The following is a 14,292-nucleotide window of genomic DNA, read 5'->3' as shown; positions in this document are numbered from 1 at the left end:
TCTTATCGGTTGTTCCCCCGCCAGGGGGCGGGGGAGAGAGTCATCAATGGGGTCTGAAGGCCGCAACGCCCAGATCATCGGGCACGTTGTCAGGACGACGGGCGAGGATCTCGCTCGGGGCCGTGGCGATGCGCAGGTTCATTTCGTCCTCGCCGCGGATGAAGCGGCCGCGCAGGGAGTAGGGGCGTACGTCGGTGATCTCCACGTCGGCGAAGCCGCCGATGAGGCGGTGCGGCCCCTCGAAGTTGACCACCCGGTTGTTCTCGGTGCGGCCACTGAGCTGCATGGGATCCATCTTGGAGGGCCCCTCCACCAGGATGCGCTGCACCGAGCCCAGCATGGCGCGGCCGATGAGCATGGACTGGTGATTGATGCGGTTTTGCAGTCGGGTCAGGCGGGCCTTCTTCACTTCCATGTCGACGTCATCGGGCAGGTCCGCGGCCGGGGTGCCGGGGCGCGGGCTGTAGATGAAGCTGAAGCTCATGTCGAAGTTGATCTCCTCGATGAGTTTCATGGTGGCCTCGAAGTCTTCGTCCGTCTCGTTCGGGAAGCCGACGATGAAGTCGGAGCTCATGGTGATGTCGGGACGCACGGCGCGCAGGCGGCGGATCTTGGACTTGTACTCCAGCACGGTGTGCGGGCGCTTCATCATGGTCAGGATGCGATCCGAGCCGCTCTGGATGGGCAAGTGCAGGAAGCTGACCACCTCGGGGGTATCACGATAGACCTCGATGATGTCGTCGGTGAACTCGACCGGGTGGCTGGTGGTGTAGCGAATGCGGTCGATGCCGTCGATGGCAGCCACCAGGCGCAGCAGTTCGGCGAAGGTGCAGACCTCCCCGTCGAAGGTCGGCCCCCGGTAGGCGTTGACGTTCTGGCCGAGCAGGTTCACTTCGCGCACCCCTTGCTGGGCGAGCTGGGCGATTTCATAGAGCACGTCATCCAGCGGTCGGCTCACCTCCTCGCCACGGGTGTAGGGCACCACGCAGAAGGAGCAGTACTTGGAGCAGCCTTCCATGATGGAAACGAAGGCGGTCGCCCCCTCGGCACGGGGTTCGGGCAGGTTGTCGAACTTCTCGATTTCGGGGAAGGCGATGTCCACCTGGGCACCGCGCCCCTCCTGCACCTGCTTGATCATGGTCGGCAGGCGGTGCAGAGTCTGGGGTCCGAAGACGATGTCCACATAGGGCGCCCGGCTGCGCAGGTTCTCCCCTTCCTGGGAGGCGACGCAGCCGCCCACCCCGATCACCAGCCCCGGTTTTTTCGCCTTGAGCTTCTTCCAGCGACCGAGCTGGTGGAACACCTTCTCCTGGGCCTTCTCGCGGATGGAACAGGTGTTGAGCAGCAGCACATCTGCCTCTTCCGGCTCCTCGGTAAGCGTGTAGCCATTGCTGGCATCCAGCAGGTCCGCCATCTTGGACGAGTCGTACTCGTTCATCTGGCAGCCCCAGGTCTTGATATGAAGTTTCTTGCTCATTGCTTCTCGTGACTGGTTTTGAAATCGGCAGGGTCAAAGGACCGGCCATTTTACTCCGCAATCCCGGTGCTGACCAGTCTGGGGCCGCCCGTCGCCATCAGGGCCGGCTTGTCGTCGGCAATTGCGCATCCCTCTCACTGTTTCTGCCGCCTCCTTGCGTTATCATGCCCCATTCGGTTCGGCCCTTGCCCCTTATCGCGGGGACTCCTTGCAGGAATCAAGTTATGGAACAGTGTGATATCGCCATCGTCGGCGCCGGCATGGTGGGCGCCGCCACCGCCTGCCTGCTGGCGGCAGAGGGGTTCTCGGTGCGGGTCATCGAGACCCGGTTGCCCGAGCCCTATGCCCCCGAGCAGCCGCTGGATCTGCGGGTTTCCGCCATCAGTCAGGCCTCGGTGGCGCTGCTGACCCGGGCCGGAGCCTGGCAATATCTGCAGCAGATGCGGCTGTGCCCCTATCGCCGGCTGGAGACCTGGGAGCTGGACGGCTTCGCTACCCGCTTCGACGCGGTGGATCTCGGGCTGCCCCAGCTCGGCTACATCATCGAAAACCGGCTGATCCAGCTCGCCCTGCTGAAAAGGATGGAGGATTTCCCGACCATCCAGACCCATACCCCGGCGGCGGTGACGAGTCTGCGCCAGGGTGCGGATGACGCCGTGCTGACCCTGGATGACGGCACCGAGCTGCAGGCGCGCTGGGTGCTGGCCTGCGACGGTGCCGAATCCCACACCCGGCGATTGGCCGGCATCGGGGTGTCGCGTTTCGAGTACCGCCAGCATTGCATGCTGATCAACATCGACACCGATTTTGCCCAGGAAGACATCACCTGGCAGCAGTTCACCCCGAGCGGCCCGCGCGCCTTCCTGCCGCTGCCGGGCCGCCATGGCTCCCTGGTCTGGTATGACAGCCCGGCCCGCATCCGGGCGCTGGCCGCCATGAGCAACGAGGCCCTGGCCGTCGAGGTGCGCCGCCACTTCCCGAGCCGCCTTGGCGGTTTCACCGTGACGGCCAAGGGGAGCTTCCCCCTGGTGCGCCGCCACGCCAACGACTATCACGCCGGGCGAGTGGTGCTGCTCGGGGATGCGGCCCACACCATCAATCCGCTGGCGGGGCAGGGGGTCAACCTCGGTTTCAAGGACGTGGCCTGCTGGGCCGGGTTGCTCGGCAAGGCGGGGGCGCAGTGGCACGAACTGGTGCTGGCCGGGCGTTACGAGGGGCGACGCCGCCCTGACAACCTGCTGATGCAGTCGGGGATGGATCTCTTCTACGGGGTCTTCAGCAACGAGATAGGCCCCCTCAGGCTTGCCCGCAACCTGGCGCTGAATCTGGCGGACAAGGCGGGCCCCCTCAAGGAGATGGCGCTACGCTATGCGCTTGGGCTGGTATGAGGCAGTGCGTGGCACTGCCAGGTGCCAATCGGGTGGCATATCAATCCGTGTGATGGTGCCAGCCGGTTTTTTATATGGCCGCGAGGAGTGATCCAGGCGGCGCAGGGGCAAAACGGCCTCAGGCAAGGGGGAGCACACCATGAACAAGGCATTGCTGGTGATCGATTTCATCAACGACATCGCCCACCCGGACGGGCGCATCGCCGCCTCGGCGGCCCAGGTGATCGAGCAGGACGCCATTGCGCACGCCAATCAGGCGCTGGCCCATGCCCGCGCTCACGGCTGGCTGGTGGTGCTCATCAAGGTGGGGTTTGACGAGGGCTATCTGCTGCAACCCAAGGGCTCCCCCATGTTTGGCCGTGCCCGGCAGTTCGGGGCCCTCTCCCTGGCGGACAGCGGCACCGACTTTCACCCGGAGCTCGATGTGCAACCCGGGGATCTGGTGCTGACCAAACCCAGAGTCAGCCCCTTCTACGGCACGGCGCTGGAGCCTGCGCTACGGGCCAATCGCATCGAGCATCTCTATGTGTGCGGCGTGAGCACCAGCTGGGCCATTCAGGGGGCGGTGCGAGATGGTCACGATCGGGACTACACCATCACCATCCTGGAGGATGCCTGCGCGGCGGCGGATGCCGCAGAACACCAGGCTTCCCTGCGCATGCTCGGTCGCATTGCCGAGATCATCAAGGTCGCGGAGCTGCTCTGACCACTCGTATCTAATCCACTCATTTTTCATGCCAATGCTCTGTTGAAACCGAACCAATTTCGGGCAACATGAGTGGAACCGTACTGGCCACAAGGATGAGGACATGCGTTATCAGGGCAGGATCGCGAGCTGGAATTCACAACGCGGTTTCGGGTTCATCAAGCAGGAGCAGGGCGGTGCCGATCTTTTTGTTCACATCACCACCCTGCAATTCGATGGCAGGCCGCCGGAGGTGGGGGAAAAGGTTTCCTATCTGATCGGGAGCAGCAAGGATGGCAAGCCTTGTGCCGTACAAGTGTTCTTTCCCGACCGCCCGCTCTCGCTGGCTGGCGGACCTATGCCATCCATGCCGGATCGTGGGAGCAGGGAGGATTTGAGCCCTCGGGCACCACACGCCACCACATATAGAACCCGGGAGTATCATGCTCCTCGTCGCAAGGGGAGCTGGGGTGGCAAGTTAATCCCCCTATTGGTGCTGGCGGGGTTGTTCTCCCTCTATTCCCGCTTCTCGGCCGAGTTTGCCTCACTTCCATCCTTTCCCTCTTTTAGCCAGGAGGACAGTACTTCGAACAGTACGGTTCAGGTTCCGACTTTTGTTCGTCAGTGCGATGGCCGTCAGCATTGCTCCCAGATGACTTCCTGCGAGGAGGCGACCTGGTTTTTGCAAAATTGCCCCAATACCAAGATGGATGGGGAAGGAGACGGCATCCCCTGCGAGCGGCAGTGGTGTGGCCATTAGCCAGCCGTTATGTACTTCAGGATTCCGGTTTGGGCTGCGCTCCTCTCAGAGGCTGTGGCTCTGCGGATATGCCACCCTGACCAGGGCCAGAAAGCGATCCCGGATGGGATCGGCAAATTCCGGGTTCCACACCAGGCTGATTTCCCATTCCGACCAGGGGCCGGAGAGGGGGTAGAGGGTCACCTCCTTGCCTGCGATGAACCCCACGCTGCGCGGCAGGATGGCGTTGCCGATACCGGCGGCCACCAGGGCGACCAGGGTCTGGATGTCTTCCGCCTCCTGGATGAGACCGGTCAGCCGGTTGGCGCCGAGAAAGCGGGCGATCTGCTGGCTGAGACCCGGGCAGCGATGGCCCACCATCTGCAGCAAGGGATCGCGGATCAGCGCCCGCTCCAGGTCGAAGTCCGGCCCTGCCACCTGGGTGGGGACGGCCAGCACCAGTCTGTCCGTCAGCAACCTGTGTTCCCTCAGCTGCGGCGCATCAGGCCGTCGCATGAAGCCCAGTTGCAGCCTACCCGCCAGCAAGTGCTCCTGCTGGATGGCGGAGGTGGTGTCCCGCAGGTGAACCAGCACGTCGGGGGCCTGCTGCTTGAAACGGGCTACCAGGGAGGGGGCCAGTGCGAAGCTGGAGAGCCCGAACCCGATGTTGAGGCGTCCGGCGGCACCGCTTGCCAGCGCCAGGGCATGCTGCTCGAATCCCTTGCCGTGATCCACCAGAGCCATGGCCTGGGGCAGCAACTGGAGGCCGATGGCGGTCAGCTCGGCCCCGTGGCGGCCCCGGTTGAACAGGGTGCTGCCGAGGGCCTGCTCCAGCCCCTGGATCTGCTTGGTCAGGGCCGGTTGCGTCACAAAAAGCCGGCTGGCCGCCTCCCGGTAGTTGGCACTCTCGGCCAGCATGACGAAGGCCTGCAATTGTCTCAGGTCGAATCTCATTCCATTTGGTTATCCAATGTGGCGATTTATTGATTATAAATTATCTAATCTCCTTGTTCTAATGGTCTCGAAACGGGCCTGCTTGCCCGCTGTTCAGTCACAAGGAGTCATGTCATGTCGAGCGAACGCTATCTGTTTTTGATCAAGGGGAGCCTGGTGATGGCTCAGCCACTGGCCGCACCGGAGACCGGGGAGCTGCTGACCAGTCTGTTGCAGCAGGGGTTCGTCGTCGCCCCCTTGCCGGTGTGGGCCAGCAATGCGGAGCAGGCGCTCGCCTGTTACGAGGCCGCTGCCCAGCGGCAGGTCTTCGCCGATGCGCTGGCGGGGAGAGCCCTGTGAGCGCGGTGCGCGTGAAGGCCGCGGCCCTGCTGCTGGACATGGACGGGACCCTGGTCCACTCCACCGGCGACGTGGAAGTCGTGTGGCGGCGCTGGTGTCAGCACCATGGGCTGGATCCCGCTCCCGTGCTCGCCATGTGTCACGGCGTGCGCTCACGGGAGGTGATAGGGGCCCTGGCTCCCCAGCTGGATGTGGCAGTGGAGGTGGCCCTGCTCGACGATCTGGAGATGGAATACGCTGCGGCGCCGATGCCCCTGGACGGTGCCCGGCGACGGCTCGAACAGCTGCCGTCGACGCGCTGGGCGCTGGTGACTTCCGCAAGCCGGAGAGTGGCAGAGCACCGGCTGCTGCACGCCGGATTGCCGCTGCCCCGACTCCTGGTGTGTGCCGGGGATGTGGTACGGGGCAAGCCGGATCCCGAGCCTTATTTGCTGGCTGCCAGCCGGTTGGGACTGGCTCCGGCCGATTGCCTGGTGTTCGAGGATGCACCAGCGGGCATCGCCAGCGCCCTGCAGGCGGGTTGCCAGGTGGTGCAGATGGGGGGAACAAGGCGGTATGACGACAGGCTCAAGGGCTGGCTGCGGGACTGGCGCGGGATCGAGATCGAGGTGGCACCAGACGGGCTCCATCTTCATCTGCCCGCCCCGCTGCCGGCAGAGGCCGGATGATGACGACAAGGGGCACGCCATTCAGGCGCCGCAAGATTGCCCGATGCTGGGGGAAGCCTGCTCGGCCGAATAGCGTTCCACCCGGTTGCGGCCATTGTGCTTGGCCAGATAGAGCGCCTGATCGGCGCGAGAGAGCAGCTCGTCCAGATTGAAGGGGCCCTCTTTCTGGGAGGCGATACCGATGCTGACTGTGATGCAGACGGCGGGCTCGGCTCCCTTTTCTTCCCCTGGCTGCGCGACGATTTTTCGCAGCCGCTCGGCAACTGCCATGGCCTGCTCCTCGCTGAGGCCGGGCCAGATGGCCACGAACTCCTCTCCCCCCAGGCGACAGAAGAGATCCCCGGTCGAAGCTGGTCGCGCACACGGGCCGCGAAGCTGCTCAACTGGTTGTCCCCCTCTTCGTGACCGTGACGATCATTGATGCGTTTGAAATGATCGATGTCCAGCATGCAGATCGCCACAGGGTAGCGCTGCACCGTGAGGTGCTGGAGCAGTTCGTTGGCGGCCGACCAGAAGCCGGCCCGGTTCAGCGCACCGGTCAGGTGATCGTGGTGGGCCAGGTGTTTCATCTCCCGCAGCAGGCTGTTGCGGGCCGCCATGATGCTGGCGGCGGTCAGGGGGGTGAGAGCGATCAACATGACCCCTATCCGGACGGAGAACATCCAGTACTGGGTCTGGACATCGTGATTGATGACGAGGTGGCCGTTTGAGAGGGCGATCAGGATCAGGGTGCTGTAACTCAGGGTCAGCAGGCTGGTGGCGAAGACGGAGTAGGTGACGGCGCACCAGAGCAGCGCCGGTACCGGGAAGACGATGGATCCCGGCCCCTCGACGAGCAGGGTGAGCAGCAGGGAGGCCACCAGGCTCAGCAGCGGCATCAATCTGGTCCAGGAGAACTCGGTGCGGTAGAGGAGGGTGCGCCAGGGGGGCACGCTGTCATGGGGAGGCAGTGTCAGGAGCACCGGCAGTATGGTCATGTAGTTCACCAGCTCGCTGGCAAACCAGAAGCCCAGCCCGTAGAGCGGGGGGCCCAGAGACAGGATGGGATTGATGATGGCGCCGACCACGCCGGCGGCGAGGGAGGCGGCCAGGGTGTTTCGCAGCAGGAGCACGAGGGAGGTGGGGCGCCTGAGGAGCTTGTCGGCAGGCGCGAGCCGATGCATCAGCAGATACCCGACGCCGATGCCGGCCAGGTTGCCGCAGGTCAGCAGGATGGTTTTGAACAGGGGCTCGCCGGTGAAGAGGGCGGCGAGAAAAAAGCCCAGTATGCCGCCGGCCCAGCCCGCCGGGGTGGCCAGGCGTGGATAGCGCACCATACAGCCGAGCAGGACCGCATTGGCAGGCCAGAAGGCCGCCAGCAGGTTGGGGGGGCGGGTGAAGATGCCGATCAGCGAGAACAGCAGTACCAGGGCGGCGACACACAACAGAGCGGACAAGGGCGTCAATGTGCATGAGGTACGTTGGCGTGCGATGTCCCCCATGGGGACCTCCTGACAAGAGAGCGTTTGTTCAGAGTATGGCTGGCACGTGACAAGGGTGAACGAGGGGGAGAGAAGAAAACGCCCCCTGGTGGAGGGGGCGTGAAGGCTTACTTGAAGACCCGGAAACGCACGTCGTCGCCAATGAAGGTCTTGTCGCCGGCAGGTTGCTCTATGCTGCCAAAAGGCATCTGGGCACGGAGCAGCCAGCTGGCGGGCAGGTCCCACTCCTTGCGCACCGCATCGTCGATGAGCGGGTTGTAGTGTTGCAGGGAAGCGCCGATGCCCTCCTGGGCCAGGGTGGTCCAGACCGCGAACTGGGCGATCCCGGTGGCATGTTCGGACCAGATGGGGAAGTTGTCGGCATAGAGAGCGAATTTCTGCTGAAGATCCTCGATGACGGCGGTGTCTTCGAAGAAGAGCACGGTGCCAGCCCCGGCGCGGAAGCTGCCGTTGATCTTGGCTTCACTCTGGGGATAGGCCTCCGGCGGCACTATCTTCTTGAGCTCCGCCTTGACGATGTCCCACAGCTTGTGGTGCTGCTCGCCGAACAGGATGACGGCGCGGGAACTCTGGGAGTTGAACGAAGAGGGGCTGTGCTTGACGGCATCCTTGATGAGGGCGGTCAGCTGGGCCTCGGAGTGGGTCACCCGGTTGCCCAGGGCATAGATGGTACGACGTGCTTTGATCTGTTCGATAAACGGACTGCTCATAACATCTCCTTGGTTGATGAATCATCACCGCCAGCGTTGCCGACAAAGGTCATCTGGCTCCGATTTCTCGAGTCATCGACTATAGCACCTTGCGGGCAATAAACCGTCAACGAGGAGTAATGACTGTTTCTACTTTTTATGGATATTCACATGACGGATGTGAATATGGCCGCGAGACACCTTGATATCTTTTTTATCATTAGCAGTGGATGTTAATGACTTCAATCAATATCTTTTGCAGATTTTTAATCTATAAAATTCATCCAATATGACATTTTATAGAGATTGACATGACGGCGGCGCTGATCAAGGAACGCTATTACATACTGACTCCGCTGTCGTTTCTCCTGGGAGGGCTGGTGCTGATCGCCACCCTGTTGCTGGCGGCAGCCAGCTACCTGAGCAGCATCGACAAGACGGTGGCGGGTTACGGTCACATGCTGGCCGCCCTCGACGCCACCCTGCTCCAGGACATGGCGCAGGACAACCGCCGCCAGCTTGGCGTACTGGAGGCGTCCCTGGACAAGCAGGCCATCGCTGCCGGGGCATCGGCCATCAATCCCATCTGGGCCATTGCCCATCAGTTCAAGTACGACGCCCACTTCCTCTATTTCTACAACGCGCGCACCCATCGGCTCGACAGCTATCCCGACTGGCAGCAACCGGAGGGCTACCGGGCACAGGCGCGGCCCTGGTACCAGACCCTGTCCGGCGAGGGTGATGATCTCGTCTGGTTCGGTCCCTACCCGGCGTTCGATTTGGCCGGAGAGGTACTGACCCTCATCAAGCGGGTCAAGGATGATGAGGGGCAACTGCTTGGGCTGCTGATGGTGGACATGTCGTTCAGCGCCTTGCAGGGGGCGTTGCACCGGGCAGTGGGTGAGGACCCGGTGGCCCTCTACATCACCGAGCGCAAGGGCGGCAAGCTGGTGGTGGGGCACAATTTGTCGCTGTTGCCGCCCCATCTCGAGCGGGAGACGCAGGCGGCTGGGCTGGACGGGTTCTGGGCCGGTCGCCACCTGCAACACGCTCTGGAGGGGATGGAGTGGGATCTCAACGTCTATCTCCCCCCCTCCCATTTTCATGAAAACCTGCAAGACACCCTGCTGATGGTGGTGCTGCCCGCCCTGGCGCTGCTCTGCATCTGGCTGTGCAGCCTGTGCTTTCTGATGCGGATCTTTCGCCAGGAGCAGGCGCTGGTGCAGGGCTCGCTCAGCGGCCTCATCCGGGATGAGGCGCGAAAGGAGATCCAGCGGCGTCAGCGAACCTGGTTCGTGCACGGCAGCCTGGGAGAGATAGAACAGGTGCGAAACAGCCTGCTGCAAGGGCAGGATGCCCTGCTCCACGACCCCCTCACCGGCATCCTGAACCGGCGAGCCTTCGATCAGCAGCGGGCCGGACTGGAGCAGGCGGGGAGGCCCTACTGGCTGGTGCTGTTCGATGTGGACAACTTCAAGCGCGTCAACGACAGCTGGGGACACGGTGTGGGGGATGCGGTGCTGTTTCGGGTAGCCACCATCATGGCGAGAACCCTGGGGGATGAGCAGGTCTACCGCATCGGGGGCGATGAATTTGCGGCCTTGCTGCCCTGGGAGCAGGCGGAGGTGGAATGCCGCCTGACCCACCTGCTCGGTCGGGTGAAGGCCCTGAAATGGCGGGAGTTCGCCGACGCCATCACCCTGAGCGCCGGCGGCGCGCGCTATCCGGATGATGCCCTGACGCTGCTCGAGCGGGCCGATGCCTGCCTGTACGAGAGCAAGCACCAGGGGCGGGATTGCTGGCATCTGGCGGCGTCGTTGCCCGTTGACGGGGAGGTTGTGACAGTATCTGTCTGACGGTGATCGCTGCAAAAAAGGGCCTTTGGGCCTAGAAAAGGGTCATGACGGGGATGATTTCTCGTGTGACCTTTTTTTTTGATGTGGTTTCAGGTGGTTAGCCTGCTTTCTTGCATTGTGTCGCGAACCGGAGACAGGGAGGGCTGGCCGTGAGGTGCCCCTTGCGGCAGTGGCGCAGGTCAGGGGGCTTTGTATAGTGTAGGGAAAAATAATCAATCATCAGGTTTGACAGGAGTACCCCATGAAAATGAAACCGTTTGGCATGAGCGCACTGGCGCTGTTGGGGGCGTTGCTGTTGGGCACAGGACAGGTGCAGGCATCCGAGACCCTCAATACCATTCTCGGCGGCGGAGCCGGCGGGGTGGCGGGCACCATGATCGGCAAGGAGCTGGGTGGCGACACCGGCGCCCTGGTGGGGGCCGCCCTGGGGGGCGCGGCCGGTGGTGCGGCCACGGCCAATAGGGGCAACAAGAACGAAGCTGCGCTCGGCGGCGCCGTCGGTGCCCTGGGCGGGGCAGCCATCGGCAAGAGCGTCGGTGGCAGCACGGGCCAGCTGATCGGCGCCGGTATCGGTGGTGCCGGTGGCTCCGCCATCGGAGCCAGGACCGGGGATGGTCACGAGAGCCGCGGCGATCGCTATTACGATGACAGGCGCTATCACAAGCACCACAAGAAACACAAAAAGCACCGCAAGCACAGATGGCATGACGACTGATGCCGCGGCAAGCTGACCGACAAAAAGGGGCCCTTGGCCCCTTTTTTTGATCCCGCTGCCGGCCCGTAAGGGGCGGCGAGCGGCCTCTTACACCAGCCGGTGCTGGCGCCTGCCAAGGGAGAAGGCGTTGATGTTGTCGATGAGCTGATCCGCGAGGCGCTGCATCGACTCTTCGCTGGCCCAGGCCACGTGGGGAGTCAGGATGAAGTTGGGGTAACGCAGGGCCTGCATCAGGGGGTGATCCGGAGGCGGCGGCTCGACGCTCGCCACATCGAAACCGGCGCCCCCCAGACGGCCGTTGCCGAGGGCTTCGAGCAGCGCCTGCTCGTCCACCAGGCCGCCACGGCCCACGTTGATGAGCAGGGCACCCGGTTTCATCAGGGCCAGCTCCCGCTCCCCGATGAGATGGCGGGTGTAGGGGGTGAGCGGGCAGTGCAGGCTGATCACATCCGAACTTTGCAGCAGGGCATCCAGGGGCAGCCTGTCGTCATCCCCCGGGGAGCCGACCTGGCTCTGGGCATAGTAGACCTCCATCCCGATGGCGCTGGCCCGCTGTCCCAGCGCCTGTCCCAGGGTTCCCTTGCCGATGATCCCGAGGCGCTTGCCATGCAGATCCGTGATGGGGTGGTCGAAGAAGCAGAACTGGCCGCTTTGTTGCCAGCGCCCCTCCAGCAGGGACTGGCGCCAGGCGAACAGGTTGCGCGACAGGGCGAGCATCAGGGCCATGGCGTGCTCGGGGACGGAAGGACCCGAGTAGTTGCGGATATTGCACACGGCGACATTGGCGGCGCGGCACGCCTCCAGATCCAGGTTGTCGCTGCCGGTGGCGGCCAGGGCGATCAGGCGCAGTTCGGGCAGCTGGGCCAGTTCATCGGCCCCGATGCGTACCTTGTTGATGATGGCGATGCTGGCGCACTTGAGCCGCTCCACCACCTGATCCGGCGCCGTGGTCGGGTAGCTTTGCCAGTGATGGGGAAAATCGGGGCGGCGCAGATTGATGCCGGTGTCCAGTGTGTCGCTGTCGAGAAACACGATTTGCTGCATGAAGCCTCCTGCCATTGGTTCGGACATGATGCCAAACATGGAGGGCGGCTGACCAGCGCGGTGGCATCGGGCCAAGTCCGATGGGGAAGGTAAAGGCGGGGGCTGTGCCTCGGAGGGCCTCAGATCCAGCCCAGGTGCGTCAGCCAGCCCTGGATGCGCCCCGGCGTCTCCTCCAGATCCATCAGGGCATAGGGGCGGTAGTTGAGCTTGTGGCTGCGGCGGCTCTCGCTTCTGCGGGCTTCGGCCGCCAGCAGGGGCCAGCGTCCTCCCTCCTCCTGATAGAGATCCAGGGTAGGGATGCTGCCCTGGGCTATCTGCTTGGCGAGGGTCTGGTTGCTCAGCTGGTTGGGGAAGAAGCCATCGAGCAGCACCAGGGCATCGGGGGCGGGCAACTGCTCGCTGGCGATGAGGTTGGCGGCCCAGGCGGCGCTGGTACCCTGGGCCAGCAGCAGCTTGAAGCCCCCCTCCTGCAGCTTGGCATCCCCCAGCTTGCTGATGCGGGAGGCAAACTGCTTGCGAAAATCGTCGATGACCTGCTGTTTCTTCTCGGCGGCGGGGTCGAGCTCGGTCTGCTGCGGCGAGGGGAGCAGCAGCAGGGTATCGAAACCGAGGCGCCCCAGCTCCCGGGTCAGTTGCCACAGCTGGCCGCTGCGCTGCCAGTCGGGCAGCAGGATGACCAGACCCACGTAGTTGTCGCTGTCGTGCTTGGCAAACAGTACCTGTTGCTTGTCCACCCTGGTGCTGTCGGGTATTCCCTGCCAGTCGCTGCTCTGCCAGTAGTCGGGGGGAACCAGGGGGGCTAGATCCGGGGCGGCGCCTGACGGTGCCTGCCCGGCGCCGTGGGCGGCAAAAGCAAGCAGGGTCAGCAGCAGATAGGGGCGAAATGTCATGGGGGATCCTCCAGCACTCCCTCATAGCGGCCTCGCCGGGGGTTTCTTTAGGGCAAGGGGGCACATCGGCATCGGCGGTGGCGAAGAGGGTCTGACCGGCGGGCCGGACACGGGCCCGGGATTGTTCCAAATGGCAAAGCATTCCCGGTTTTGATTGTTCCATCCCGTGACCCATACATGGTTCAGTAAGGGCAGGCAGACAGGGGGGCCGGGGCATGTTGTCACTGGCCGCAGGCGGAGAATTCTTCCCCCTGTCTCGTCAGAACGAGAGGTTCACCCTCACTTTCCATCGACAGGGAGCGTTATCGCCATGAGCACCTTGGTTCACTTGCCCATCCTCGACCTGAGGCAGCTGGATGCCTCGCCCGACGCCCGGGCCGATTTTCTGGCATCGTTGCGCGATGCCGCGAGAGAGACGGGATTTTTCTACCTGACCGGCCACGGCATCGATCCCGAGCTGCAACAGGAGGTGCAGCAGCTGTCGCGGGCCTTCTTTGCGCTGCCTCTGGCGGCCAAGCAGCAGGTCGCCATGATCCACTCTCCCCATTTTCGTGGCTACAACCGACCGGGGGCGGAGCTGACCCGGGGTCAACCCGACTGGCGAGAGCAGTTTGATATCGGTGCCGATCGCCCTGCCTTGCCGCGCGCGGCGGGCGACCCGCCCTGGTGGCGGTTGCAGGGGCCGAATCAGTGGCCGGAGGCGCTGCCGACACTGCAACCCGTGCTGACGCGCTGGCGTGGGCAGATGACCCGCATGTCCCGTACCCTGCTCGGGGCTTTTGCCGAGGCGCTCGCACTGTCGCCAGATGCCTTCGATGCCCTGCACGGAGAGCGTCCCAACGAACATATCAAGCTGATCCGCTATCCCGGTGAGCGGGGCGCCACCCAGGGGGTCGGTCCCCACAAGGATTCGGGCTTCCTGAGCTTCCTGCTGCAGGATGACCAGCCCGGCCTGCAGGTGGAGGTGGCGCCGGATCACTGGATCGATGCGCTCCCGCTCCCCGGCACCTTTGTGGTCAACATCGGTGAGCTGCTGGAGCTCGCCAGCAACGGCTACCTGCGGGCGACCGTGCACCGGGTGGTGCCGTCGGCGCCGGGGCAGGAGCGTCTCTCCATCGCCTTCTTCCTGGGGGCCCAGCTCGACGCCGTGGTGCCCGTCTATCCGCTGCCCGAGGCACTGGCCCGTGAAGCCAGGGGGCCTGCCACCGACCCGCACAATCCGCTGCTGCGGGAGGTGGGCTGGAACTACCTCAAGGGGCGGCTGCGTTCCCACCCTGACGTGGCATTGCGCCACCATGCCGATCTGTTGCCGGCGCCCCGGGCGCTGGCGGTCGGCGAAACCACCCATTGATTGCATGGCAAGGAGC

The 14,292-nt window shown here is 63.9% G+C and carries 14 protein-coding genes; 8 read left to right on the top strand and 6 right to left on the bottom strand.

The genetic code is table 11. The features are described 5' to 3' along the window. Positions 1 to 43 precede the first annotated feature (43 nt). Positions 44 to 1,477, bottom strand: coding sequence for a tRNA (N6-isopentenyl adenosine(37)-C2)-methylthiotransferase MiaB (miaB, locus tag ACPW74_RS14295; RefSeq protein ID WP_010673772.1), 1,434 nt, complete (start codon positions 1,475 to 1,477; stop codon positions 44 to 46). 224 nt (positions 1,478 to 1,701) lie between these two features. Between miaB and ACPW74_RS14290 the strand changes: the two genes are divergently transcribed. The 3 genes from ACPW74_RS14290 (at position 1,702) to ACPW74_RS14280 (ending at position 4,310) form a co-directional block, all read left to right on the top strand. Next, complete coding sequence (locus ACPW74_RS14290; protein WP_325784073.1) at positions 1,702 to 2,865, top strand: FAD-dependent monooxygenase; 1,164 nt, start codon at positions 1,702 to 1,704, stop codon at positions 2,863 to 2,865. 139 nt (positions 2,866 to 3,004) lie between these two features. After that, positions 3,005 to 3,571 carry an isochorismatase family cysteine hydrolase gene (locus tag ACPW74_RS14285; RefSeq protein WP_319862102.1) on the top strand — a complete coding sequence of 189 codons (567 nt, stop codon included), beginning with the start codon at positions 3,005 to 3,007 and terminating at the stop codon, positions 3,569 to 3,571. Between the two features lie 103 nt (positions 3,572 to 3,674). After that, positions 3,675 to 4,310 (top strand): cold shock domain-containing protein, encoded by a 636-nt coding sequence (locus ACPW74_RS14280; RefSeq protein ID WP_069652118.1) that lies wholly within the window; start codon positions 3,675 to 3,677, stop codon positions 4,308 to 4,310. Positions 4,311 to 4,355: 45 nt separating this feature from the next. Here ACPW74_RS14280 and ACPW74_RS14275 read toward each other — a convergent pair whose 3' ends face one another. Beyond that, complete coding sequence (locus ACPW74_RS14275; RefSeq protein ID WP_325784071.1) at positions 4,356 to 5,243, bottom strand: LysR family transcriptional regulator; 888 nt, start codon at positions 5,241 to 5,243, stop codon at positions 4,356 to 4,358. Between the two features lie 114 nt (positions 5,244 to 5,357). Between ACPW74_RS14275 and ACPW74_RS14270 the strand changes: the two genes are divergently transcribed. Together ACPW74_RS14270 and ACPW74_RS14265 are read left to right on the top strand one after the other, a co-directional pair. Further along, positions 5,358 to 5,582 carry a hypothetical protein gene (locus ACPW74_RS14270; protein WP_010673776.1) on the top strand — a complete coding sequence of 75 codons (225 nt, stop codon included), beginning with the start codon at positions 5,358 to 5,360 and terminating at the stop codon, positions 5,580 to 5,582. Then, the gene (locus tag ACPW74_RS14265; protein ID WP_290434698.1) at positions 5,579 to 6,250 is read left to right on the top strand and encodes an HAD-IA family hydrolase; all 672 of its coding nucleotides are present in this window, start codon (positions 5,579 to 5,581) and stop codon (positions 6,248 to 6,250) included. Before ACPW74_RS14270 ends, ACPW74_RS14265 begins: the two co-directional genes overlap by 4 nt. On the opposite strand, the gene ACPW74_RS14260 is transcribed toward ACPW74_RS14265, so the two are convergent. Together ACPW74_RS14260 and ACPW74_RS14255 are read right to left on the bottom strand one after the other, a co-directional pair. Next, positions 6,214 to 7,731 carry an MASE1 domain-containing protein gene (locus tag ACPW74_RS14260; protein WP_373872474.1) on the bottom strand — a complete coding sequence of 506 codons (1,518 nt, stop codon included), beginning with the start codon at positions 7,729 to 7,731 and terminating at the stop codon, positions 6,214 to 6,216. The genes ACPW74_RS14265 and ACPW74_RS14260 overlap by 37 nt on opposite strands. A gap of 107 nt (positions 7,732 to 7,838) precedes the next feature. Then, complete coding sequence (locus ACPW74_RS14255; RefSeq protein WP_425858248.1) at positions 7,839 to 8,441, bottom strand: nitroreductase family protein; 603 nt, start codon at positions 8,439 to 8,441, stop codon at positions 7,839 to 7,841. Between the two features lie 290 nt (positions 8,442 to 8,731). On the opposite strand from ACPW74_RS14255, the gene ACPW74_RS14250 reads away from it, so the two are divergent. Next, positions 8,732 to 10,276, top strand: a complete 1,545-nt coding sequence (locus ACPW74_RS14250; RefSeq protein ID WP_325784070.1) for a diguanylate cyclase domain-containing protein — start codon at positions 8,732 to 8,734, stop codon at positions 10,274 to 10,276. Positions 10,277 to 10,517: 241 nt separating this feature from the next. Then, on the top strand, positions 10,518 to 10,991 hold the full coding sequence (locus tag ACPW74_RS14245; RefSeq protein ID WP_039041096.1) for a YMGG-like glycine zipper-containing protein: 474 nt from the start codon (positions 10,518 to 10,520) through the stop codon (positions 10,989 to 10,991). An 87-nt stretch (positions 10,992 to 11,078) separates the two neighbouring features. On the opposite strand, the gene ACPW74_RS14240 is transcribed toward ACPW74_RS14245, so the two are convergent. Together ACPW74_RS14240 and ACPW74_RS14235 are read right to left on the bottom strand one after the other, a co-directional pair. Next, positions 11,079 to 12,035, bottom strand: coding sequence for a D-2-hydroxyacid dehydrogenase (locus tag ACPW74_RS14240; RefSeq protein WP_039041095.1), 957 nt, complete (start codon positions 12,033 to 12,035; stop codon positions 11,079 to 11,081). Between the two features lie 119 nt (positions 12,036 to 12,154). Beyond that, the gene (locus ACPW74_RS14235; RefSeq protein WP_182954774.1) at positions 12,155 to 12,925 is read right to left on the bottom strand and encodes a DUF3530 family protein; all 771 of its coding nucleotides are present in this window, start codon (positions 12,923 to 12,925) and stop codon (positions 12,155 to 12,157) included. A gap of 310 nt (positions 12,926 to 13,235) precedes the next feature. On the opposite strand from ACPW74_RS14235, the gene ACPW74_RS14230 reads away from it, so the two are divergent. Further along, positions 13,236 to 14,276, top strand: coding sequence for an isopenicillin N synthase family dioxygenase (locus ACPW74_RS14230; protein WP_039041093.1), 1,041 nt, complete (start codon positions 13,236 to 13,238; stop codon positions 14,274 to 14,276). The last annotated feature ends 16 nt before the right edge of the window (positions 14,277 to 14,292 follow it).

It is taken from the genome of Aeromonas sp. INTO2, assembly GCF_049860605.1.
Classification (GTDB): domain Bacteria; phylum Pseudomonadota; class Gammaproteobacteria; order Enterobacterales; family Aeromonadaceae; genus Aeromonas; species Aeromonas caviae.
The sequence above is the reverse complement of the archived record's forward strand: the minus strand, read 5'-3'. Positions and strand labels throughout refer to the sequence as shown.